This window comes from Thioalkalivibrio sp. (assembly GCF_041690275.1).
Classification (GTDB): domain Bacteria; phylum Pseudomonadota; class Gammaproteobacteria; order Ectothiorhodospirales; family Ectothiorhodospiraceae; genus Thioalkalivibrio.
The window spans coordinates 13,106-35,331 of sequence record NZ_JAWLHP010000001.1 but is presented as its reverse complement, the minus strand read 5'-3'; the positions used below and the strand labels follow the sequence as shown (position 1 = coordinate 35,331).

Annotated in this window: 17 protein-coding genes; 8 read left to right on the top strand and 9 right to left on the bottom strand. The window is 68.4% G+C overall.

Translation table 11 applies throughout. From position 1 onward, the window contains the following. Positions 1-99: 99 nt before the first annotated feature. The 3 genes from ACESMN_RS00150 to ACESMN_RS00140 all read left to right on the top strand — a co-directional run bounded on the left by ACESMN_RS00150 (position 100) and on the right by ACESMN_RS00140 (position 3,219). Entirely contained in the window at positions 100-1,707 is a 1,608-nt protein-coding gene (locus ACESMN_RS00150) for an AAA family ATPase (protein ID WP_373051554.1), read from the top strand. 147 nt (positions 1,708-1,854) lie between these two features. Further along, positions 1,855-2,619 (top strand): hypothetical protein, encoded by a 765-nt coding sequence (locus tag ACESMN_RS00145; RefSeq protein ID WP_373051553.1) that lies wholly within the window; start codon positions 1,855-1,857, stop codon positions 2,617-2,619. Between the two features lie 105 nt (positions 2,620-2,724). After that, complete coding sequence (locus ACESMN_RS00140; protein WP_373051552.1) at positions 2,725-3,219, top strand: DUF302 domain-containing protein; 495 nt, start codon at positions 2,725-2,727, stop codon at positions 3,217-3,219. 33 nt (positions 3,220-3,252) lie between these two features. Here ACESMN_RS00140 and mog read toward each other — a convergent pair whose 3' ends face one another. Both mog and ACESMN_RS00130 read right to left on the bottom strand, forming a co-directional pair. Then, positions 3,253-3,801, bottom strand: coding sequence for a molybdopterin adenylyltransferase (mog, locus tag ACESMN_RS00135; protein WP_373051551.1), 549 nt, complete (start codon positions 3,799-3,801; stop codon positions 3,253-3,255). Positions 3,802-3,816: 15 nt separating this feature from the next. Further along, positions 3,817-4,599 (bottom strand): ParA family protein, encoded by a 783-nt coding sequence (locus tag ACESMN_RS00130; RefSeq protein WP_373051550.1) that lies wholly within the window; start codon positions 4,597-4,599, stop codon positions 3,817-3,819. Positions 4,600-4,896: 297 nt separating this feature from the next. Between ACESMN_RS00130 and ACESMN_RS00125 the strand changes: the two genes are divergently transcribed. Further along, positions 4,897-5,511 (top strand): nucleoside deaminase, encoded by a 615-nt coding sequence (locus ACESMN_RS00125; protein WP_373051549.1) that lies wholly within the window; start codon positions 4,897-4,899, stop codon positions 5,509-5,511. 216 nt (positions 5,512-5,727) lie between these two features. Continuing rightward, positions 5,728-7,260, top strand: a complete 1,533-nt coding sequence (locus ACESMN_RS00120; RefSeq protein ID WP_373051548.1) for a fumarate hydratase — start codon at positions 5,728-5,730, stop codon at positions 7,258-7,260. 40 nt (positions 7,261-7,300) lie between these two features. On the opposite strand, the gene ACESMN_RS00115 is transcribed toward ACESMN_RS00120, so the two are convergent. After that, positions 7,301-8,503, bottom strand: coding sequence for an acetoin utilization protein AcuC (locus ACESMN_RS00115; protein WP_373051547.1), 1,203 nt, complete (start codon positions 8,501-8,503; stop codon positions 7,301-7,303). 570 nt (positions 8,504-9,073) lie between these two features. Between ACESMN_RS00115 and ACESMN_RS00110 the strand changes: the two genes are divergently transcribed. Then, the gene (locus tag ACESMN_RS00110; RefSeq protein ID WP_373051546.1) at positions 9,074-9,304 is read left to right on the top strand and encodes a hypothetical protein; all 231 of its coding nucleotides are present in this window, start codon (positions 9,074-9,076) and stop codon (positions 9,302-9,304) included. 97 nt (positions 9,305-9,401) lie between these two features. Further along, complete coding sequence (locus tag ACESMN_RS00105; protein WP_373051545.1) at positions 9,402-9,884, top strand: hypothetical protein; 483 nt, start codon at positions 9,402-9,404, stop codon at positions 9,882-9,884. Between the two features lie 47 nt (positions 9,885-9,931). Here ACESMN_RS00105 and ACESMN_RS00100 read toward each other — a convergent pair whose 3' ends face one another. Continuing rightward, entirely contained in the window at positions 9,932-11,959 is a 2,028-nt protein-coding gene (locus ACESMN_RS00100; RefSeq protein WP_373051544.1) for a CocE/NonD family hydrolase, read from the bottom strand. 507 nt (positions 11,960-12,466) lie between these two features. On the opposite strand from ACESMN_RS00100, the gene ACESMN_RS00095 reads away from it, so the two are divergent. Next, positions 12,467-13,609 carry a 3-deoxy-7-phosphoheptulonate synthase gene (locus ACESMN_RS00095; protein WP_373051543.1) on the top strand — a complete coding sequence of 381 codons (1,143 nt, stop codon included), beginning with the start codon at positions 12,467-12,469 and terminating at the stop codon, positions 13,607-13,609. A gap of 61 nt (positions 13,610-13,670) precedes the next feature. Here the strand turns inward: ACESMN_RS00095 and ACESMN_RS00090 are convergent, their stop codons facing one another. The 5 genes from ACESMN_RS00090 to ACESMN_RS00070 all read right to left on the bottom strand — a co-directional run bounded on the left by ACESMN_RS00090 (position 13,671) and on the right by ACESMN_RS00070 (position 22,176). Beyond that, a complete protein-coding gene (locus tag ACESMN_RS00090; protein ID WP_373051542.1) occupies positions 13,671-15,710 on the bottom strand; it encodes an HDOD domain-containing protein in 2,040 nt (679 codons plus the stop codon). A gap of 209 nt (positions 15,711-15,919) precedes the next feature. Next, the gene (locus ACESMN_RS00085) at positions 15,920-17,491 is read right to left on the bottom strand and encodes a P-loop NTPase (RefSeq protein ID WP_373051541.1); all 1,572 of its coding nucleotides are present in this window, start codon (positions 17,489-17,491) and stop codon (positions 15,920-15,922) included. A gap of 160 nt (positions 17,492-17,651) precedes the next feature. After that, the gene (locus ACESMN_RS00080) at positions 17,652-18,035 is read right to left on the bottom strand and encodes a PilZ domain-containing protein (protein WP_373051540.1); all 384 of its coding nucleotides are present in this window, start codon (positions 18,033-18,035) and stop codon (positions 17,652-17,654) included. A 124-nt stretch (positions 18,036-18,159) separates the two neighbouring features. Further along, positions 18,160-19,347: a hypothetical protein gene (locus ACESMN_RS00075; protein WP_373051539.1), complete on the bottom strand. Its 1,188-nt coding sequence runs from the start codon at positions 19,345-19,347 to the stop codon at positions 18,160-18,162. Positions 19,348-19,509: 162 nt separating this feature from the next. Next, the gene (locus tag ACESMN_RS00070) at positions 19,510-22,176 is read right to left on the bottom strand and encodes a DUF2339 domain-containing protein (protein ID WP_373051538.1); all 2,667 of its coding nucleotides are present in this window, start codon (positions 22,174-22,176) and stop codon (positions 19,510-19,512) included. Between the last annotated feature and the right edge of the window lie 50 nt (positions 22,177-22,226).

Here is a 22,226-nt window from a genome sequence, read left to right as displayed (position 1 = left end):
GATCGATTTCGGATAAGGCCTAATGTTAACCTGAGCCGTGCGTACCTTTCAGAGAATCCTGCGGCGGCACCGCTGCAGCGCCAGCCGGCCGACACCGCCATGACCGCACTGGAACGCCAGCGTCACCTGCTCGCGCGGCTTGCGGAGCCGTCCAGGTTCCCGCATTCCGCTGAAGCGGTGGAACGCATCGAGACCCACATCTCCACCCTGCTGCTGGCGGGCGAGCACGCCTACAAGATCAAGAAGCCGCTGGATCTCGGCTTCCTCGACTTCTCCACTCTGGAATCCCGCCGGCGTTGCTGTGAAGCGGAGCTCGAGATCAACCGCGCCCTCGCGCCAGGCATCTATCTCGATGTCGCAACCATCCGGGGTACGCCGGACGACCCGAACATCGGGGGCGAGGGGCCGGTACTGGAATACGCGGTCCACATGCGCCGCTTCGACCGCGACCAGGAACTGGACCGTCTTCTCGACAGTGGACGGCTGCCGGTGTCTGCGATGGACGAACTGGGTGCGAAGGTCGCCGCCTTCCACGAGCAGGCGGACCGCGCCCCGGCGGATTCGGAATACGGAACGCCCCAGGCGGTCCTGGCACCGATGCTGGCCAACTTCGAGGCGCTCGAGCCGGCGGCCGACGCGGCGCCGGGACGGTCCGGGCAGTTGCACGAACTCGAATCCTGGACGCGGCAGACATGCGCGCGTCTGGAGTCCCTGATCCGCTCCCGGCTCGCCAACGGGTTCGTACGCGCCTGCCATGGGGATATGCACCTGGGCAACATGGTGTATGTCCGGGACGATCAGGGCCGGAAGCGGCTCGCGATCTTCGACGGCATCGAGTTCAACGCGTCGCTGCGCTGGATCGACGTGGCCTCCGAACTCGCCTTCATGACCATGGACCTGCATGCCCGCGGCGCGCCGGCCCACGCGCACCGTGTGCTGAATGCCTATCTCGAATGGCGGGACGACCTCGAGGCGCTGTCGCTGCTTCCCTTCTACCAGGTCTACCGGGCGCTGGTCCGGGCGAAGGTCAACGCGATCCACGCCGCCGAGGCGGAGATCTCCGACGAGCAGCGCGCAGAGTGCGACGCCGAGGTGGAGCGCTACCTGAAGCTGGCCAGCCGCCTGCGGCTTCCGGGACAGCCCGGGCTGATCCTGATGCACGGCATCTCCGGCAGCGGCAAGACCTGGATCAGTACCGCCATCCTGGAGCGCCTCGGCGCGATCCGGCTGCGCAGTGACGTGGAGCGCAAGCGCATGATCGGCCTTGCGCCCGACGACCGTCCGACACCGGAACAGCAGGAAGCGATGTACTCCCCCGAGGGCATTGATGCGGTCTACCGGCACCTGCAGGGTCTCGCCGGGCGCCTGCTCGCCGGCGGTCACCTGGTGATCGTCGATGCCACCTTCATGAAGCGGGAGCAGCGCCGCCCGTTCCAGGACCTCGCCCGGGACCGCGACGCAGGATTCGCGATCGTCCACTGCTCTGCAGACATCGAGACCCTGCGCGAGCGGCTCGTCGAGCGCCGCAGGAGCTCCGGGGATGCCTCGGACGCGGACATCGAGGTCATGGAGCAGCAGCGCGCCGCGGTCGAGCCGCCCGGCGAGGATGAGCCGAGCCTGCACACGGGACCGGGGAACCCCCTGCGCTGGCCGGCACTCGAAGAGATGCTGGGACGCGGATCGCGGTCGGAGGGCGTCTCCGGATGACCATCACCGGCGCAGCGCCCATGAGCCGCCGCGATCCCGCGGCCCGTAACGACTGGCGGAATCGCCGGGAGGAGCGGCCGCCCCTGCGCAGCCCCTCCCGGGCCGCGGGGCCGCCGGCGGGCATTTCTCCTATCCGGAGGTGACTGGATGCGTCCCACTCTCGCGACGTTCGGCTTTCTGATGCTGCTGTCCGCGGGCATCGCGCATGCGGATGCCCTGCTGCGCTTCGCGGACAACACGGGTCAGAACTCGGAGATACTGGTCAAGGGCAACTACGCGCGCATGGACATCGCGGATGGCGATGGCGGCGCCGGGTTCATGCTCTTCAACGCGAACGACCGTTCGCTGTACATCGTTGACCGGACCAACCGGACCTATATGGCCTTCGACGAGCAGGTGGTCGATGCCCAGATGCAGGCGATGGAGGAGATGATCGCGGAGATGCGCACCGAGATCCAGCAACTTCCGGAGGATGCGCGTGCGGAACTGGAAACGCAGCTCGGCCTGGGCGTCGACCGTGCACCGGTCGAGGTCGAGATCCGGACGACCGGGCAAACCCGGCAGATCGGCGAGCTGCAATGCGAAGAAAAGGAGATCCGGGTCGACGGGCGGGTGCAGAGCGTCGCCTGTGTCACGGGCCCGGACGACCTCGGCCTGTCCCGGATCGATTTCCAGACGCTGAACGCCCTGACTGAGCGGCTGTTCGAGCTGTCGCGCAGGGCGCTGGATGCCGGAGGGCCGGTGGCCCGGGCGATGAGCGCGAATGTGCTTCCCGGACTGGACGGCGTGCCCCTGGAGGTCCGCCATGTCCGCGATGACCTGGTCACGCGCCTGACCGGCCTATCCACCGACACCCTGAGTCCCGAATTCTTCCGCATTCCCCGGACCTTCCAGGAACAGGAGCCGCTCTGAAGACCATGGCGGCGTCCGCGGTCCCGGGAACGCGGACAGCCTGCCTGGCCCCTGCGCCCGGTCCCGGACACCCCCACTCCATCCGACCACCCTGAGGACTCCGTGATGAACCTTCTGCGCTCAGCCATCCTGGCAACCCTCGCCCTGCTGCTCGCCCTGCCCGCCGCACAGGCAAAGGAACTCGTGCTCGACACCGACGATCGCCGGATCTACGCGATCGAGGGCGACTACGACTTTTACCGGGAGATGGTCGAATCCGCGATTACCGGCGAAGGCATGGTGATCAACGCGGTGGGCCGGATCGCCGATATGCTGGACCGTACCGGGGGGGACCTTGGCGCAGAGGAAAGCATCTACCTGCAGGGAGAGTCGCTGGAATTCTGCAGTGCGATCTACTCCCGCGGCATGATGGAGGCCGACCCTCACAGCATCGTGTTCTGTCCCTACGTGATCGCGGTCTACGAACTGACAACCGAACCGGGTACCGTCTACATCGGCTACCAGCGTGTCCCGATCGTGGGTGACGAGGAGACCCGCGCGGCGCTGCAGGATGTCGAGGAGCTGCTCGACCGCGTCGTCGATAACGCGACCGCGTTCTGAGGTCTTCGGCGGCCGGCCCGATCCCGCCGCGCCTCACCCCGGTGGCCTGGCATGCGCCGGCCGGAACGAGGCCACGCGCACCGGGTCCGTCTCGAGATACGGTCCGCCGATCAGATCCACGCAATACGGGATGGCCGGGAAGACCGCGTCCAGGCATTCGGCGATTGCCGAGGGCTTGCCGGGAAGGTTCACGATCAGCGCACCGCCCCTGATGCCGGCGGTCTGGCGCGACAGGATCGCGGTCGGTACGTGGCGGAGGGACACCGCCCGCATCTGTTCGCCGAAGCCCGGCAGCAGCTTGTCGCAGACTGCCTCGGTGGCCTCCGGGGTGACGTCGCGCGGCGCCGGCCCGGTGCCGCCGGTGGTCACGATCAGGCAGCAGTCCTCCGTGTCCGCGAGCAGCGCAAGTGTGGCCTCGACCTCGTGCAGTTCGTCCGGAATCACGCGCCGCAACGCCACCCATGAGGTGGTCAGAGCCGCATCCAGCCAGGCCTCGATGGCAGGGCCGCCCTCATCCCGGTACTCGCCGCGGCTGGCCCGGTCGGATACGGTCAGGATTCCGATGCGTGCGGGGTCGTGCATGTTCTTGCCTCGCTTTCAGGCGCCGGCGTGGAGTCGGTCCAGCGCCTCGTGCAGTTCCAGATACTCCCGCGTAACCTTGTGCCGAGGATCGAGATGAATCATCGGCTTCGACCGGCCGTGTGACTCGCGGATCCTCACCGAGGTCGAGAGATAGGGCCTCAGCACCGGGAGTCCCTCCCGATCCAGCTCCTCCACGATCCGGCGCGGCAACGAGGCGCGGGACTGGAACTGGTTCACGACGATCCCCTCGACCGACAGCGCGCGATTGTGGTCCAGGCGGATCTCCTGCACGTTCTGCATCAGCGTGTAGAGCGCCCGGCGCGAAAAATCGTCGCAGTCAAACGGGATCAGGCAGCGATCGCCGGCGATCAGCGCAGATCGCGTATAGAACCCGAGCGCGGGGGGAGTGTCGATCCAGATCCGTTCGTAGTCGCTGGAGAGCTGCTCGAGGGCCTCGCGCAGCTTATAGATCTTGTACCGGGACTCCAGCTTGCCCTGCAGGTCCTCGAGGTCGGGATGCGAGGGCATCAGATGCAGGTTGGGAAAGGGGGTCGCGGTGACGAATTCGCTGCTCTCCCGGGGATTGAGCTTGAAATTCAGGACCTGATCGAAGAAGTCCGCGAGCGTCGGGCCCGACCCGAGGTCGTCGGTCCCGAGCAGGTACTGGGTCGAATTGGCCTGCGGATCAAGATCGACGACAAGGGTTTTAAGGCCGTGATCGGCACTGATTGCTGCAAGATTCACCGTTATGGTGGATTTTCCGACACCACCCTTCTGGTTGAACACCACCCTGCGCATGGCCGCCCCCCGATGCCCCGCTGATCCGATTGTGCCAAAAACGCCTTCACGCTGCCCGTCTTCCGCGGCCTCGGATGGTGCATGCGGGACGTTCGGTAACGATGGCGCCCAGCCCGACACCGCGGAGCAAGGCAGGCAAGCGCAGGAATGGCCACCCTGTTGCCGGCTTGCCGACGCAGCGCCGGCGGGTCGGCCCGGCGAGCTGATACCGGACTTTCCGCGGTGCTCGATCCGGCAGCAATCCGGGGCGATCCGCGCTACGCTCTGTGCAGACCCATGGCCCCCGGGGCGCCGAGGATGTCCGACAACGATGCCACCCTCGTGATCCGGCTGGAGCAGCCGCGATGGCTGCACGACTGGACGCGACAGCCCGCGCCCGCCGCGGATGACCGTGAACGCCTCGCGGAGGTGCTCGGCCTGGCGCGGGAGCACGTGGAGCACGGGGGCGGCGGGCCGTTCGCGGCGGTCGTCTACCGCATCGACACCCGGGAGCGTCTGGGGGCCGCAGTGAACACCACCATCGCCAGCTGCTGTGCCGCGGCCCATGCCGAACTGCAGGCCCTGTCCCTGGCACAGCAGCGCATCGGCTGTCACAGCCTGGCTGCCCTGCCCTGCGTCCTGGTCAGTTCCAGCGCACCCTGCACCATGTGCCTGGGTGCAATCGCATGGAGCGGGGTGCAGCGGCTGGTGTTCTGCACTCCCCGTCAGGACGTCGAGGCCATCGGCTTCGACGAGGGACCCGCGACCCCCCGGTGGCGGCGGGAACTGCAGCGTCGGGGCATCGCCGTGCGCGGCCCGCTGCTGCGCCGGCAGGGACAGGCCATCCTGCAACGCTACGTGGAACGTGGCGGACCCATCTACAACGGCCCCCTGGCTACCGACCCCTCACCCCACAAGGCGGAACCGGCGTAGGGCCGGCCGGGCGCATCGGGCCACCATTCGGCCGAGGCGCCACCGCGGAAACCTCCCCTTCGTATCGGGGACAGATTTATTAATCTGCCCCCTGTCCTTCCTGTCCTTCCCTTCCGCGTCCTTTCCAGCAGGCGCGGGAGGCCTTCATGGTCTGGGGGTGGCGGAGCGCCATCACGGTTAGAATGGAGCCCTGATCCCGTCAGCCGGAGTGCAGCCATGGCCGTGATTCGCGAACAGGACCTCGTGCAGTCGATCGCGGACGCCTTCCAGTACATCAGCTACTTCCATCCCGTCGACTACGTCCGGGCCCTCGGCGCGGCCTGGGAGCGCGAGGAATCCCCCGCGGCCCGCGACGCGATCGCCCAGATCCTGACCAACTCCCGCCTCTGCGCCGAGGGACGCCGTCCGATCTGCCAGGACACGGGGATCGCGGTGGTCTTCCTGAAGGTGGGCATGGACGTCCGGTGGGACGCGGCGATGAGCCTGCAGGAGATGGTCGACGAGGGCGTGCGCCGCGCCTACCTGCACCCGGACAACAAGCTGCGCGCCTCGGTGCTGCTGGACCCGGCCGGCGCGCGTTGCAACAGCCGGGACAACACACCCGCGGTGGTGCACTACGAGATCGTTCCGGGCGACGGCGTGGAGGTGATCTGTGCCGCGAAGGGCGGCGGCTCCGAGAACAAGGCCCGCATGGCGATGCTGAACCCCTCCGACTCCATCGCCGACTGGGTGCTGCGCACCGTGCCAACGCTGGGTGCCGGCTGGTGCCCGCCCGGCATCCTGGGCCTCGGGATCGGCGGCACGCCGGAGAAGGCCGCACTGATGGCGAAGGAGGCGCTGATGGCGCCGGTGGACATCCAGGACGTCAGGCAAAAGGCCGCCGGCGGCGCGACGCTGACCCGCATCGAGGAACTGCGCCTGGAACTGATGGACAAGGTGAACGCCCTGGGCATCGGCGCCCAGGGGCTCGGCGGCCTCACCACCGTGCTGGACGTGAAGATCCTCGACTATCCCACCCACGCGGCCAGCCTGCCGGTGGCGTTGATCCCGAACTGCGCCGCCACCCGGCACCTGCACTTCCGTCTCGATGGCAGCGGGCCGGCACAGCTCGAGACGCCGCGGCTGGAGGACTGGCCGGCGGTGACCTGGCAGCCCGACAGCGAGGTCGCACGGCGCGTGGACCTCGACCGCCTCACCCGCGAGGAGGTCGCTTCCTGGAGTCCCGGGCAGGTCCTGCTGCTGAACGGACGGATGCTCACGGGACGCGACGCCGCGCACAAGCGGATCGAGGAGATGCTCCACCGGGGCGATCCCCTGCCGGTCGACTTCACCAACCGCGTGATCTACTACGTCGGACCGGTGGATCCGGTGCGCGACGAGGCCGTCGGCCCGGCTGGCCCGACCACGGCAACCCGCATGGACAAGTTCACCCGCATGATGCTGGAACAGACCGGACTGATCGCGATGGTCGGCAAGGGCGAACGCGGCCCCGCCGCGATCGACGCGATCCGGGAAAACGGCTCCGCCTATCTGATGGCGGTCGGCGGGGCCGCCTACCTGGTCGCGAAGGCGATACGCTCGGCGCGGGTGGTCGCCTTCGAAGACCTCGGTATGGAGGCGATCTACGAGTTCGAGGTCCGCGACATGCCGGTGACCGTCGCGGTGGACAGCCGGGGCACCAGCGTGCACGTCACCGGACCGCAGGAATGGCGGGCCCGCATCGGGCGCATCCCGGTCGCCCCCGCCTGAACCGTACGCGGGACCGGCCGATCTCGCCGAGACGGCCGCATCAGCCGCGGGGACGCATCCGCAGCAGCGGATGCGTGTCCAGCAGCCGCTCGACCCCTTCGCGCAGCCCGGCGCGCAATTCGCCTCCCTGCGCCACGTCCACACGCCGGGTGAAGAGGCCCGGGAAGTGCTCCTCGTCCTCGTCCAGATCCCAGTCCACCGCCCGCAGCAGCGCCTCCCCCTCGGCCGGAATCGTCTCCGGCAGGTCGCGCCCGGAAAGCAGGCCCCACAGTCCGGTCCAGCAGCGCGCAAGCACCAGCGGATGGTAGCCGCCGCCCCCGAGCACCAGAATCCGGGGTGTTCCATCCGGGTGAGCCGGGGCATCCGCGAGGATCCGCGCAACCACCTCCAGGAACAGCTGGGTGGAGATGCGGAACTTGCCCAGTGGATCCGGCGCCAGGATGTCGGTGCCGGCCTGCAGCACGATCGCGTCCGGACGCGACATCTCCAGAACCGCGGGCCAGACCCGGTCGAAGGCATAGCGGTACTCGTCGTCGTGGATCCCTCGCGGCAACGGCAGATTCACCGCATTGCCAAGCGGCCCCGTGTCGGCTACACCGCCGCCCTCGAAGGGATAGGCGTAGGCCGTGTCCATGTGCAGTGACAGGGTGGTCACCCGCGCATCGCGAACGAAGGCCGCCTCGACGCCGTCGCCGTGGTGGGCATCGAGGTCCACGTACAGCACCCGCAGCCCCTCCCGGCGCAGCCGGTTGATGGCGAGGACCGGATCGTTGATGTAGCAGAAGCCACGCGCCTCGTCCGCACGCGCGTGATGCATCCCGCCCGCCGGACTGAAGGCGATCCGGCCCTCCAGCAGCATCTCCGCGCCGAGGATACTCCCGTGGGCCGCGGTCGCGGGCGTGGTGAAGAAGCCGGGAAAGAAGGGATTCTCGAAATTGCCGATATTGTGCCGCTGGCGGTAGCGGTGTGCGACCTTGCCATCGACCTCGCACTGGCGCAGCGCCCCGACATACTCGCGCGTGTGGAACCGCTCCAGTTCCACCGAAGTGGCCGGCCGCGACACGCTGAATTCCTTCGCGGTCAGGGCGCCGTAGGCACGGATCAGGTCCAGCGTCAGCGAGACGCGCGGAATCCCCAGTGGGTGATTGCTGCCGTAGGAGTGCCGGCGGTAGCGCGCGGCGCCGATCAGCACCGCGCGAGGCGCGAGGGGCACGGGCCGGGTTTCGTTGCCGGCGTTCCTCATGGTGTCCTGACGCCCGGGCCGGCGGTGCGTTCAGTGGCGATCGTGGCCGGACACACGACTGCCGCGGTCACCGTGTTCTGCTGGAGTTCGGAGAGTTCGGGCGCTGCCATCATCATCAGGGGGCTAGGGGCGAGCCAAATGATCGCACGGTAGCGCACAAGATTCTGCATCCACATACGGACAGTCAGGCCGGCGCGACCGGGCAGGCCGCCCCCACCACCGGGGTCGGACCAGGCCAAGTCATTGTTAAACATCGGGTCAGGGGGGCGAGCATGTGCCAATTTTGCCCCTGGAGGGCCATTTCCGGTATCAGAAATGGCCTTGTAAGCGGATGAGCCGCGGTGCCAGAATCCCTGGAACCGACCCCTCTCCGGAGGCATCACGCGAGGGGCGAGGCCCCCGAATTCCGGTCCGGCGACGAAGCGACAGCCCGGCAGGACGCCTCTCTTCCGAGCCTTCGGACCGCGGTACCGGACCGGCAGGGTGATTCTTCATTGCGCCGGTCGGGGTAGCTTCCGGTTACGGAATCGGTCCGTGGCGGGCATGTGTTTGCAACACGAGAGACGAACGATGCAGAAATGGGTTTCGGTATTCTGGCCTTCCTTCATCATGTCCGCAGTGGCCACGGCGATCGTGTTCATGTTTCTGGACCCCGCACAGCTCGCACGCGGCGGAGGCCCGGCACTGACGAACATGGGCTATTACTCCGTGACCTTCCTCTTTCTCTGGGCAACCACCGCGGCGACCACGGCGATCTCGTATTTCTTCCAGCGTCCGCCGGAGAGCTTCAACCCCGATTGATGGCGCCGAACGCCTCGGGAGCGGATCGTCGCGCGGGCGGGCCCGCGGGGCATCGACCGGGCAGTCGCGGGGTGCGGCCCGCCCCAATGGAGAGCCGATGACGGAACCGACCATCCAACGTGGAACCCTGTGGTTCTGGCTGATCATCAGCATCGGCGCCGCCCTGGCGCTGGTGGGCCTCGGTCTCGGTCTCGAGGCCCGGGGGGCCGCCGTGCTCCGCGCGCCCACCGGCTCGCCGGCCGCGGGGGCCTTCGGCTTCGGCCTGTTCCTGTTCTGGGCCGCCTATGCCTATGCGCTCACCGCCGGACGCGCGTCCGGGGGCCGGGACTATCTGCTGGTCGCCCTGAACCTGGGCCTCCCGCTGCTGGTGATGACGCTCTGGCTGGAAGGGCTCTACCTGCTCGCCGTCGTTGCTGCGATCGTCTGGTCCAGCAGCCTGGCGGCCATGGGGATACGGCTGTTCCAGCGCGAGGCGATCGCGGGACTGATGCTGCTGCCGATCTTCGGCACCAGCCTGACCGCAATCGTGCTCTCGCTTGCGTTCTGGATGGTTCCGGAGGCCAATGCCGCGCTCCTCTGAAACCTGAGCGCCGGGGCGGCCGGCGCGGCCCCCTGCCACCCTTCCGGTCACACCAGATCGCGGGGAATCCGTACGTCCCAGTTGCGCGAGTACACCCGCCGATCCCCCTCGAAGGCATCCAGTTCCGCATGCAGCAGAAACTCGCGCGCGGTGGACTTCAGCACGGTTCGGGTCACGGTGTGCACCTGCCAGTCGCCGCGCCGGAGGCCGCGCTCCCACAGCGTCTCGCCACGTGCCGAGTTGTGGTCGTCGCTCCGGTAGCTGTACCACTCCAGCGCCTTGCGCTGTGCCTCCAGCCCGAGTTCCCGCAACCGCACCCTGCCCTGATCGTTGACCACCTCCAGCGTGGAACGGTCCAGCGCGAGGTCGCGGATCACGCGCCAGTTGTGGACCTGCCCGGTGATCTGATCGATCTGGGTCGAGGCCGGCCCGCCCTCGGGTTCCGGGAAGGCGATGCGGAGATCCTCGGCATCCCGCGGCGGACGTACGGGCAGCAGCAGCCGGCTGATGCCCGCGTGCACGCTCAGTCGGGCCGGCTCGGGCGCCGGCCAGGCCAGCGGCCAGTAGGACGTCGAGAGCGACAGGCGAATGCGATGTCCGGCCGGGAAGTGCTGGGCAATGTCGTTGAGCTTCACGCGCACCCGATAGCTGCGCCCGGGTTCCATCGGCTGCGGTGACTCCGAACCGTCCCGATGCGTGAGGTTGAGCAGGCCGTAGGTGACGCGTGTCGCCTTGTCATCGGGGGCAACGTCGGACAGCCGCGCTGCGACCATCGCCACCGGTCGATCCACGCTGAGGTCGAGTTCCACCACCCCCGCACCCAGTATCTCCAGCGGCTCCTCCAGCGGAACGGTGGTGAACACCATCGCGCCGCCGTCCTCCTCGCGCTGATCGTGGGGCAGATCCGGGGTCGCCGCGTAGGAGCACCACTTGCCGGCGAACAGGCCCACGCTCAACGGCGACAGCAGCGTCATCGTGCGTTCCGGAACCTCCGCGTCTTCCGTCTCCAGCGTGCCCGGGTAGGCGAGGGTCCAGCCCTGCTGCTGCACCTCCTTCGATGGCCAGTGCGGCTCGCCAACCCAGCGTCCCGGGCGTTCATCGTAGTAGGTGGTCGGTGGCACGCTGTCCTGCATCCAGGCCCGCAGCATCGGCTCGTCCATGATCCCCGTGTCCGTCCCCTTCAGCCAGCGGTCCCACCAGCGCAGGCACTCCTGCAGGAATCCGATCGCCGGTCCGGGCACGCCCTGGTGAGGATACTTGTGGCTCCAGGGACCGACCAGTCCCAGGCGCGGCACCTGAAGATTCGCGAGCAGCCGGAATACCGCGTTCGAATACCCGTCGGCCCAGCCGCTGACCGCCATCACCGGGCATTGGATCGCGGACCAGTCCTCGCAGATGGAGCCGTGTTTCCAGTAATCGTCCCGGCGCTGGTGGCGCAGCCACTGCTCGAGCCACAGACCGCTGCCCTCCAGGCGCTCGAACCACATGCGGCGCCATTGATCGCCGACCAGTCCGGGATCCGGCGGCAGGGAGTTGTAGGCAAACATCGTCGACGCCCACGAGAGGTTGTCGCCAAGAAGGCAGCCGCCCATGTGGTGGATGTCGTCGGCGTAGCGGTCGTCCGTGGAGCAGACGCTGACGACGGCCTTCAGCGCCGGGGGACGCATTGCGGCAATCTGCAACCCGTTGAAGCCGCCCCAGGAGATGCCGATCATCCCCACGTGGCCGGTGCACCACGGCTGGTCGCTGAGCCATTCGATCACCTCGATGCCGTCGTCCAGCTCCTGCTGCAGGTACTCATCCCTCAGCACCCCTTCGGAATCGCCGCTGCCGCGCAGATCGACACGCAGGCAGGCATAGCCATGGCCCGCGAAGTAGTGATGCATCAGGTCGTCGCGGGCGCGGGTGGACTCGCGCTTGCGATAGGGAATGTATTCGAGGATCGCCGGCACCGGCTCGTCGAGCGCGTCCTCCGGCCGCCAGAGGCGGGCCGCGAGGCGGGTTCCGTCGGACAGGGTGATCCACAGGTGCTCTTCGATCCGGACCTGTCGGGGAAATTCGTTGACAATCTTCATGCGGGTCTCCACTAGGCACCGCTCACGGGTTCATCCGCCTGCGCGAACGCCGGCGGAAACCGCGCCAGTGCCTGTTGATGCCTGGTCTAGAGGTCGACGTGATCGGTGGCGCCCACGAACAGCATTGTCACCTCGTCAGTGTAACGGCCTCGACAGCGCCATTGCGATGCGGTGCGTTCCCGCGAGGCGCGCCCTCGCGCGATCCGCCACCTGCGCCCGGGCCCGGGGCTGAAGTCTTCCAGCAGGGATTCTAGAGGATACGGGCACACGTCGCGCCGCTGCCCCGGGAATTCCCGCCGACGTTGACGCAATGCACAAGCTATTCAATACTCGATGGCAGATTCGAGCAACGCATATCGAAGCCACCGCTCAGGCCTTGCGCACGAAGGCGTGCGGTCCCGGGATCCGCCGACCGCCCGCCGGTCCTCAGGCAGGACCGCCGGAATCGCGGTCCGCCGTCCGCAACGCTCCGCCCGCACACAACTCTCACGCGATGGACATCCGACCATGACCGAAATCCAGGGCGATCCGCTGGCCCCGCCATCCATCGACCGCACGTCCACAACCGACGACCAGCGCATCGAGAACATCCTCCCGCTGCCGCCCCCGGCGCACCTGATCCAGTTCTTTCCGATCAAGGACACGCCGGCGGAGCGCTTCATTGCCGATACCCGCAGGAACGTCCGCGACATCCTGCACGGACAATCCGATCGCCTGCTGGTGGTGATCGGCCCCTGTTCCATCCACGACCCGGTCTCCGCGCTGGAATACGCATCCCGGCTGAAGGCGCAGCGGGACCGCCTCGCGGCCGATCTGGAGATCGTGATGCGGGTGTATTTCGAGAAGCCGCGCACCACCATCGGCTGGAAGGGGCTGATCAACGATCCCTATCTGAACGGCAGCTTCCGGATCAACGAGGGTCTGCGCATCGCCCGCGACCTGCTGGTGCGCATCAATCAGGCCGGGGTCCCGGCCGGCTGCGAGTTCCTGGACGTGATCTCGCCGCAGTACATCGGCGATCTGGTCTCCTGGGGAGCGATCGGGGCACGCACCACCGAGTCCCAGGTGCACCGGGAACTCGCTTCGGGGCTCTCCTCCGCCGTCGGCTTCAAGAACGGGACCGACGGCAACGTGAAGATCGCCGCCGCGGCGATCCTCGCGGCGCGGCAGCGGCACCACTTCCTCTCCGTGCACAAGTCGGGCCAGGTCGCGATCGTCGATACCCTCGGGAACCCCGACTGCCACATCATCCTGCGCGGCGGGATGAAGCCCAATTACGACCCCGCAAGCGTGGATGCCGCGTGCACGGACCTCGCGCGCTTCCATCTGCCGGACCGTCTGATGGTGGACCTCTCGCACGGAAACACGCCGGGGGGCTACCGCTACCAGCTGAAGTCCGGGGAGGCGGTGGCCGGACAGATCGCCTCCGGCGATCGGCGCATCTTCGGCGTCTCCGCCGAATCGCACCTGGTCGAGGGGCGCCAGGACCTGCAGACCGACCAGCCGCTGACCTACGGCCAGAGCATCACCGACCCCTGCATCGGCTGGGACGACACCGTGGCGCTACTCGAAGAGCTGGCCGAGGCGGTGCGGGCACGGCGGGTTGCTGGCGCGGCACCTGCCGGTTCGGAGGCGGCGGACAGCGCCTGATGTCGAGCTGGCGGCCCGGTCGTCCGGGCGGCCCGGCCCCGCTAACCGCCCGGGGGGAACCTCATTCGCCGGCCGCGCGCGGCAGCAACACCTGGAAGCGGGTGCCCTCGGCACCGCTGGAACAGAGGATCACGCCGTCCATCTCATCCACCAGGCGCTTGACGATACTCAGACCGAGGCCTGAATGCCCGTCGCCCTTGGTCGACTGCACTGGCGAGAAGAGCCTTGCCTGGACCTCGGGCGGAAGTCCCGGCCCATCGTCCTGGATGATGATCTCCGTATAACGGCGCCCGCCCAGGCTCACCGGATCACGAGTCGTTACCTTAATTTTACCATTTTCCCCAATGGCTTCGGTGGCATTCTTCAGAAGATTTGTGAGGATCTGCCGCAGGTGGTCGGGCGACTGTGCGAGCGGCGGATCCCCGGAGGCAAGCTCCACCTCCAGCTCGATGCCACGGGCACTGCAGACCGAGGCCGCGAAGATGTCGGTGATCTGTTGCACCTCCCGGTTCAGCGACACCGATGCCGCCTCCGCCTCGCGGGGGGCCTCGCGCATGCGCATCAGGATTCTCCCGACCCGCTCGATCTCGTCGCGTATCACGCCGATCTCGAGCTGTGCGTCGTGTTCCTCGCCGAGCTTCACGCGCAGCATCGCCAGGTAGTTCTGGATGATGCTCAGCGGATTGCCCGCCTCGTGCACCATCTCGCGGATGCGCCGTTCCAGCGCCTCCGTGTCCGGGCGTCCCAGCTCCTGCGCCGACCCGAGGGCGGCGGCAATCTCGCGCCCCATCGCCGCCACCAGGCTGCCGCGCTCCGCCAGCTGCGAGAGCTGCTCGCTGTTCAGACCGAGCACCAGCGCGCCGGGACGGCCGGTATCCGGCGGGAACGGCTGCACCCACATCGATTCCGCGCCGCAGGCGCCTAGGATCTGGCGGTCCACCACCGGGAGTTCCTCCCCGTCGGCCGCCGTGACCTGAACGGGACGCCCTTCCAGGACGGCATCGGCCACCACGCTGCGTCCACGCTCCAGCGGCAGCAGGAAGGCCGGTTCGGGATCCTCGTCGATCCAGGCCTTGAGGAACTCCGCGCCGTCATCAGCGAGAAACACCAGGCTGTGCTGCACGCCGAAGGTCAGCAGCAGCGCGCGCTGGACCGCCACGTGGCGATGCAGTGTCGCGATCCGGGAGAGTTCGCCCTGGAGCCGTGCCAACTGGTTCAGGCCCTCCAGGCGCTCGCCAAGGGACTGCCGCGCCTGCCGGTCCGAGGCGTCGTCCTCGGCCTCGATGTCGATCCCCAGGGAACGCGCGATACCGGTGACGTCGTCCGACACGCGTCCGCGCAGTTCCGCGGTCAGCCCCTCGTTCAGACCGAAGAGGGTATCTCCGGCAACCAGCGTGTCGTGGCCGATCGCACCGGGCCGGCCCATCGAGTAGCCGAGGTTCACGATCTTCACGAGGTGGTGCGCGTCCCGAATCCTGATCGCCGGCTCCAGGTGATAGCGCACCGCGTCGGCGATGAAGGGGCTCAGCCCCCACTGCTCCATCAGGTCCGCCGCCACCTCGCAGTGGGTGCTGCCGAAGACCTCGCGCTCGGTCCGGATCAGGGCCTGTTCGTCCCCGGCCTCCGTGAGCATCGCCCGATAGCGCTCCGGGTCCTCGCCCAGACGCACGAGCCGGCCGATATCGACCATCAGCCCGCTCAGGTAGGCCTCCTCCGGCCGGGGATAGCTGGTCAGCACCGCCAGCACCTGGCTCAGGCTGGCCGTGACCAGCGCGTTGCGCCACACCCGCTTCAGCAGGCGCGGACTCCGCCGACCGAAGCGCGAGAACAGCTGCCGCATCGAGGCGGTCATCACCAGGGTCTTCACCGCGTCCGTCCCGAGGTGCAGAACGGCCCGGTCCAGGGACTCCTGGCGCCGCCCGCGGTAATAGAAGCTCGAGTTGGCCACCGCGATGACGCGGGCGGTCATGGCGGCGTCCTGCAGGATGATCGCGCTCAGCTTCTGCAGGTCGGCCTGGTCCTCGTAGATCGCGTCGAGGATGCGTACGAGCACCTGGGGCAGGCTGGGCAGCGATTCACGCGCCTTGCGGGCCTCGGCCATGCCTAGCGCTCCAGACCCGCAGCAGCGCCCGGGCGCCCGGCGCCTGGCAGCGGTCTCTCAGCCATGGCCTCGCCCCCCGCCGCGCGCTTCGCAAGGTCCGTTTTCGGAAGGAAAACAGCCCCATGTACGCATTCCCCTGTTCACGGGGCGACTATACTGCCCCGCCGGCAGGCCCGCAAAAGGCGAGGCCCGGCCCGGGAGCGGGGTTCTCACAGTCTCCGGATCAGATCCAGCAGGGTTCCGTCATCGGGACTCATCTGCTGCAGTCTGTCCGCCAGTTCCCGCTGCGTCCCGAAACGCCCCGGATCATAGGCGTGCGTCCGGGCACTATCCTCCGGCCGGGCCCGCGGCAGGGTCGGCGGTCGCGCGCCGGTCTCCGCCGCGGTCCGGCCGAAATCCGGATGCGGCTCCGTAGCCACCGCGACGGCCGGCGCGCGAGCGTCGGCGTCCCCGGTGCTCGATTCAGGGGCACGCGCGGCCTCGGCAGGGATTTCCCTTTCGGCTTCGTGCGAGGCCCCGCCCCTCTCGGGTTCCGCGGCCGGCCCCGGTTCCGGATTCGCGTCCACATCGGCAGCCCCGAAGCGCTCGCGCAGCATCGCCAGCATCTGCGCATGCGCGTCGGGATCCCCCTCCAGGCGCTCGAGGAAACGCTGCAGGTCGATGGCCGGCCGCCCGAAGCGATCCCAGTACCGCGCATGCAGCCCCTCGATCCACTGCGCGAGCAGCCGGGCATCGTCCATCTCCTCGAGGAGCTGCCAGCACTCGCTGCGCAGGGCCGCGAGACGATCCGGGGGCGACACCGGTTCCGTCCGGGTGCTCCCGGGAGCGGGGGCCGGTTCCGTCGACCCGGGTTCGCCGGTCTCTTCCGTCGGCGGCAGCCGTCCGCCCGGCGGTGCCGGGATGCCGGCGGGCTCCAGGAAGCGCCGGAACCAGAACCGGCTGAAGCCCTCCGCGTCCTGCCCGCTCGGTGCGCCCTCCTCCAGTGCCTCGGCGAGACGCTGGAAGGGACGGGCCGACGGGTCCGTTTCCGGGAACAGCGCGACCGGATGCTGCAGGGACACCGCCGTGCGCAGGCTCTCGTCCCGCTGCACGAAACCCAGAAAGCTGACGTCCGCCTCGAGGTACTTGCCGACTGCGCCGTGGAAGCGCTGGAAGACGCTGTGCGCCTCGTTGAAGCTGGCGGCCATGTTCACGACCACCTCACAGTCGACCGGGTGCCTGCGCAGGGCCAGCTTGAGCAGGGAAAAGGCGTCCGTCAGGGCGGTGGGTTCGGGGGTGATCACGAGGAGGACCTGGTGCGCCGCGCTGACGAAGTCGAGCGTCGTCTCGCTGATGCCCGCGGCGGTATCCAGCAACAGGTAGTCGAAATCGCCCTCGATGCGGCTCAGCTCAGTGACCAGGCGTTGCTGCCGCTCCGGGTCCAGGTTCACGCACTCGCTGATGCCGTTGGCGCCCGGAATGACCTTCAGACCGTGCGCGGCCTCGAGCAGGATGTCCTCGATCGGGCACTCGCCCGCCAGCACGTGCTCCAGGCTCCTGCCCGGACGCAGGCCGAGCAGGATGTTCACGTTGGCGAGGCCGGTGTCGGCATCGAGGATGCACACCCGGCGCCCGTAGCGCGCGAGCGTCAGACCCAGATTCACCGCGATACTGGACTTGCCGACGCCACCCTTGCCGCTGGTGATCGCAATGATGCGTGGCCCGTGCTGCGCCGGAGACGGCGCCTCCGAGTCCGGTGCCGATATCGCGGCCGCGTGCCTGGGGAACTGTTCTGCCTGCATGTCGATCGCCTTTCGCCGGACGCAACATCGCGTCCCGATGCCCTCCTGGGGAACCGCTTGCGGTCCAATATACCCCTCGTGTACTCCAGCATTCCTCGGAAGGCAAGGAAAACGGGCCGGCCGGAGATCGTGCGGCATGGGCGCGAGGAGCGCCCGATGCTCAGGAGTCCGGCTTGGCGGACGCCCCGGCTGCGTGGGACAACGGACCGGACGCCCTGACGCGGTGGACCAGCTGCAGGGCCGCATCCGGATCGACGAAGTTCACGCCGACCAGGTACTGCTGCTGGGAGAGCCGGCGGATGTGCCGCACGCGCCCCTCGAGCCGGATACCGGCCTCGGCGTCCTCTCCGGGGACCTGGAGCTGCACGCCGATCACCGGCGTGTGCGGCCCGAGAACGGTACCGCCAGGCGCGAGCCCGACCGCCGTCAGGTGATCGACCACCATGCCGATTCCCCGTCCCGAGATCTCCGAACTGCGCGCAAAGAAGCGCTCGCCACGCGGACCGCGGACCTCCACGGGCCAGCGGAATGGAAATCGGGGCATGAGTCGGCGTTCAGTCATCTATTCAGAAGTTTAGCCCAACTTCACAGAAATGCTATCCAGTCCGGGACAGATAATGCACGGATATCACCCCGGCAGCGCCGACCGGGGACCCCAGGCGGGCCGATCACGTCGATGACGGGGTTTGCGGCGAGCCCGCCGCGGATGCCGTTCGCCCCACACGCACCATGTCGCCTTCGGCCATCACGGTGATCGCCGCTTCCAGGTCCACCGCGTCGGGATTGTCCTCGCTCTGCGCCAGCAGGGCCACCAGCAGCTCCGGCTGCTCGATAATGCGTGCCCGGCCATCGCGATCCTGCAGATAGGCGGCCCAGGGCACGAAATGGGTCGTCGGAAAGTTCTCGCCGGGCTGCGGCGAGATATCGATGTTCAGGCCCGACACATACAGCAGCCGCTTGCCCCGGAAGCTGGGGGCCTGGGCCGCGGTACGAAAGGCCCGGTCGAACTCCACCTGGGTATTGATCTGAGCGGCCGTCAACAGCGGATGCGGCGAGGTCACGATCCAGGGCATCGCGCTGATCAGGCCCAGCTCCTGCTGATCCCGCCCCTCGGGTGTCTCGTCGAGATCCCTTTGAAAGTAGAACATCTTCGGCTCGAGATGCGTCCCGATCGGGAGGCGCTCGCCCTCCCGCAGGCGCAGATCCGGCAACTGGCGCTGCAGCGCCGCGCTGGCGGGAAAGCTCTTCGAGGTGCTGTAGGCGCGCACCGGCATGAACGCTCCGTTCGGATCCGGTTCCGCCATGCTGGCCAGATTCAGGAACAGTCCCTCGCGCCGGTTGCCGCGCAGCAGGCCGTTGTCGATGCACACACACAGTGAGCCGCCACAGGACTCGAGCAGCACGCCGCCCTGAGCGAACTCGTACTCGCGCTGGTAGGGCGCGATCACGCCGGCAATCTTTCCGCAGCTGGTGGAGTGTCCCGCATGCTGCGCGTGGATCCGGCGGTACTGCCCGAACGCCGCGGTCTCCGGGTCGTAGCCGACGTGACTGGCCTGGACGATGACCAGATCCTGCCCATGCTCCGCGAACGGGCCATGGCGCTGGGTGGCGACGATCGCACCCCCCCGGCCGTGGTTGAAGGGGAAGGTGCCGAAGTGCTTGGCGATCAGGATGGTCGGATAGCCCTGGCTCTCGTCCGAGCAGAAGGCCCGCGATGGCAGGATCCGTCCCCGCTCGAAGCCGAGACTGCGGCAGTAGTTGTAAAGGCGCGGAACGAAGCTGCTGTAGCGCAGCATCGAATCTTCCAGGTGGAAGCCGCGTAGCAGTTCTTCGATGTTGCTGGGGGAGGTAAACATCGTGTGCGGGTCACCTGACTGAGGAATCACCACCGCGATCGGTCGCACGGTTGCCTGCGCTGGTCGAGGGGTGACGGGGAATGCGCATCCTAGCGCCGGCGATGCCGGGACGAAAGCCGCTGATCGCAGGGACGTGGCCGCTCCTGTTGCCCGCCGGGATCGTCAGGGCGGCGCCTCGTGTGGGACCCGGTCCCCGGTCGCTCGCCTGCGCCCGAGGTACTGATGCAGGAAGGCCAGGCCCAGCAGGGACAGGCCGAGCCCCATGAACGACACTGCACGCAGCAGTCCGGTCAGTCCCGCCATGTCGACGAAGAAGATCTTCAGGATCACCAGCAGCAGCAGCGCCAGACCGCCACGATACAGGGCCGAACGGCCGCGCAGGATCCCGAGCACCATCGTGCCCACGGCCATCAGCAGCCAGACCGCGGAGTAGCTGTAGAGCTCGCCAGCACGGACGGGGGCCGCAAGATCCATCTGGCCGTGCCACAGGTGCCGGATCTCGAGGCTGACGAACAGCCACAGGCCGATGCCCGCCAGCAACGCGAAGAACGGGCGCAGGTCCGGTTCATAGTAGCGGCTGGCCAGGGCCCAGAGCAGCACGGGCAGGCCGTAGGCGAGCAGCAGCAGGTTCAGGATCGGGGTATGCGCGATCACGGCGGCGCTCGCCGCGTCCCAGAGGGGGTTCATCACCGTGACCAGCGCCAGGTAGTTTCCCACCGCGAGCAGCATCAGGATCTGGGCGAGTACCCGGTGCAGTTCCGGCAGCTCACTGCCAAGGCGGCTACGCCAGAAGTACAGCAGTGCGAACGATGCCCACAGCGGGGTATTCAGCGCCGCCTCGGTGAAGCCGTAGGCGGGCGCAAAGACATTGCCATCGTGGAGCTGGAACCGGACCAGCACGTGCAGGAGCAGCAGCAGCAGATGCACCGCGCCAACCTGCAGCCACGGCCTCAACCCCTCCTGCGCCGGCACCAGCCGGCTCGCAAGCCAGACCACCAGCAGGCTGCCGCCGTAGGTCGCAAGCGTCCACGATGTGGCCGGGCCGTACTCCAGCAGCCACGGGTTCAGCGTCAGCCGCACCACGACCACCATCAGCACGAGCTTCACCAGCCAGCCCAGCTGCGGCACCGCGAAGCGCTGAACCAGCCAGGTCAGCGAGAGCACCTGAACGGCCAGCGCGAGGGTCAGCGTCACCTGTTCGAGGCCGATCACCACCGCCAGGGAATAGGCCAGGTGGGCCGACGCGATCTGCCAGAACGCGACGGCGTCCGCCTGCCCGGCGCGCAGCCGCGCAGCCGCGAACCCGCCCAGCGCCAGACCCACCGCCAGGCTCGCCGCGCTGAGCATCCATTCCTGCAGGGCGTCGGGGGCCAGCACGTAGGCCAGCGCCAGCACGAGCGGAGGCGCCATGAAGGCAAGCGATGCGGCCAGTGCCGAGTCGCGCCGGGCATGCAGATGCCAGGCGCCACCCGCGCTGAACAGCAGACCCAGCAGGGCCAGCGAGACCAGTGCAACGCGCAGGTCCTCCGCCGCCACCGGGCGCAGGGAGCCCAGCCACGGACCGAAGGGCTGCCAGGTGACCGCACTCGCGACCAAACCCGCCGCCGTCGCGATCAGGGCGACCCACGGGAATGCCCGAAGCGCTTCGTTGTATCGGCTGGCGATCAGAATCAGCGCCGGCAACGGCAGCCATACCAGCGGACCCAGCGACCACAGCGGATCCAGTGAGATCGCGTAGGCCTGTGCCACGATCAGCATCAGCAGTGCCTTGAGCAACTGCGCCTGAGCCGAGCCGTCGCCGCGCAGCCAGTCGCGCCAGCCGACCGGAGGCGTGGCATCGGCGACGGGTCGGTTCAGGCGATAGTTGCCCGACCGCAGCGCCAGCATGCCCCAGGCGAGAATCGCGAGATACAGGCCGAGCCACGGCTCGGTCTGCGCACCCGCCTCCAGCGCGATCCACCACCAGAAGAGCGCACCCGCCACGGTGCCCCACCACAGCCAGGGGCGGTAGACGTAACGCATCAGCAGGAAGGCGGCCAGGGCGACGGTCAGGCTGTAGGCGAGGACCGTGGCGAGCTGATCGGCCGCGCCGCCAAGCAGCGCGGGAACCGCGTAGGCACCGAGTATGCCCAGGATCGCGAGGACGGGTCCGTGCCGCAGTGCCAGCAGCATCGTGCCCAGCGATATCAGTGCCAGGAGCAGGAAGATCACCGCCGCAGGCCAGAGCTGGTAGAGATGCAGGGCCGCGAGCACCGCAGCATACAGGGTCAGGCTGGCGCCCCCGGCAAGCGCGGCAACCGCGTCGTAGTGCCGTTGCGTGCGCCGGCGCAGCCACTCCGCAAGCGCGTGCAGGACCACGCCGGTCACGATCCCCAGCAGCACGCGCGCGGCCGGCCCAAGCCAGCCCTGTTCGATCGAATGGCGCACCAGGAAGATCCCGGCAAGGCCGATCGAAAGCCCTCCCAGCCACACCATCCAGTGATCCCGGATTCCCGCCAAGACCTGACCGGCGGCGTGGCGGGCGGGTCCGGACCATCCCCTGCGCGAGGCCCTGGGGGCGGATGATGCCGCTGCCGCCGCGTCTGCGGCGGTGGCTCCGTCCGATTGCCGGGGAGCCTGCCCCCCGGGCGCAGGCGCGGGTGCAGCCCTGGTCCCGGAGGCCTCCGAGTCCCCGCCGCCCGCGGGCCGCAGCCGATCGATTTCCGCCTCCAGCCGGGCCAGCCGCGCCGCGACCTCCCGCAGGCGCAGGGCGCTCACCCAGCCGAGCGCGGCCCCGAGCAACGCGCCGAACAGAAGCACCGCCATCAGCAGCCCGCCCAGAACACCCATCCACGCCGCTCCCGAGATCCCTGCCGTGTGCAGTCGTTCCAGCCTAGCCC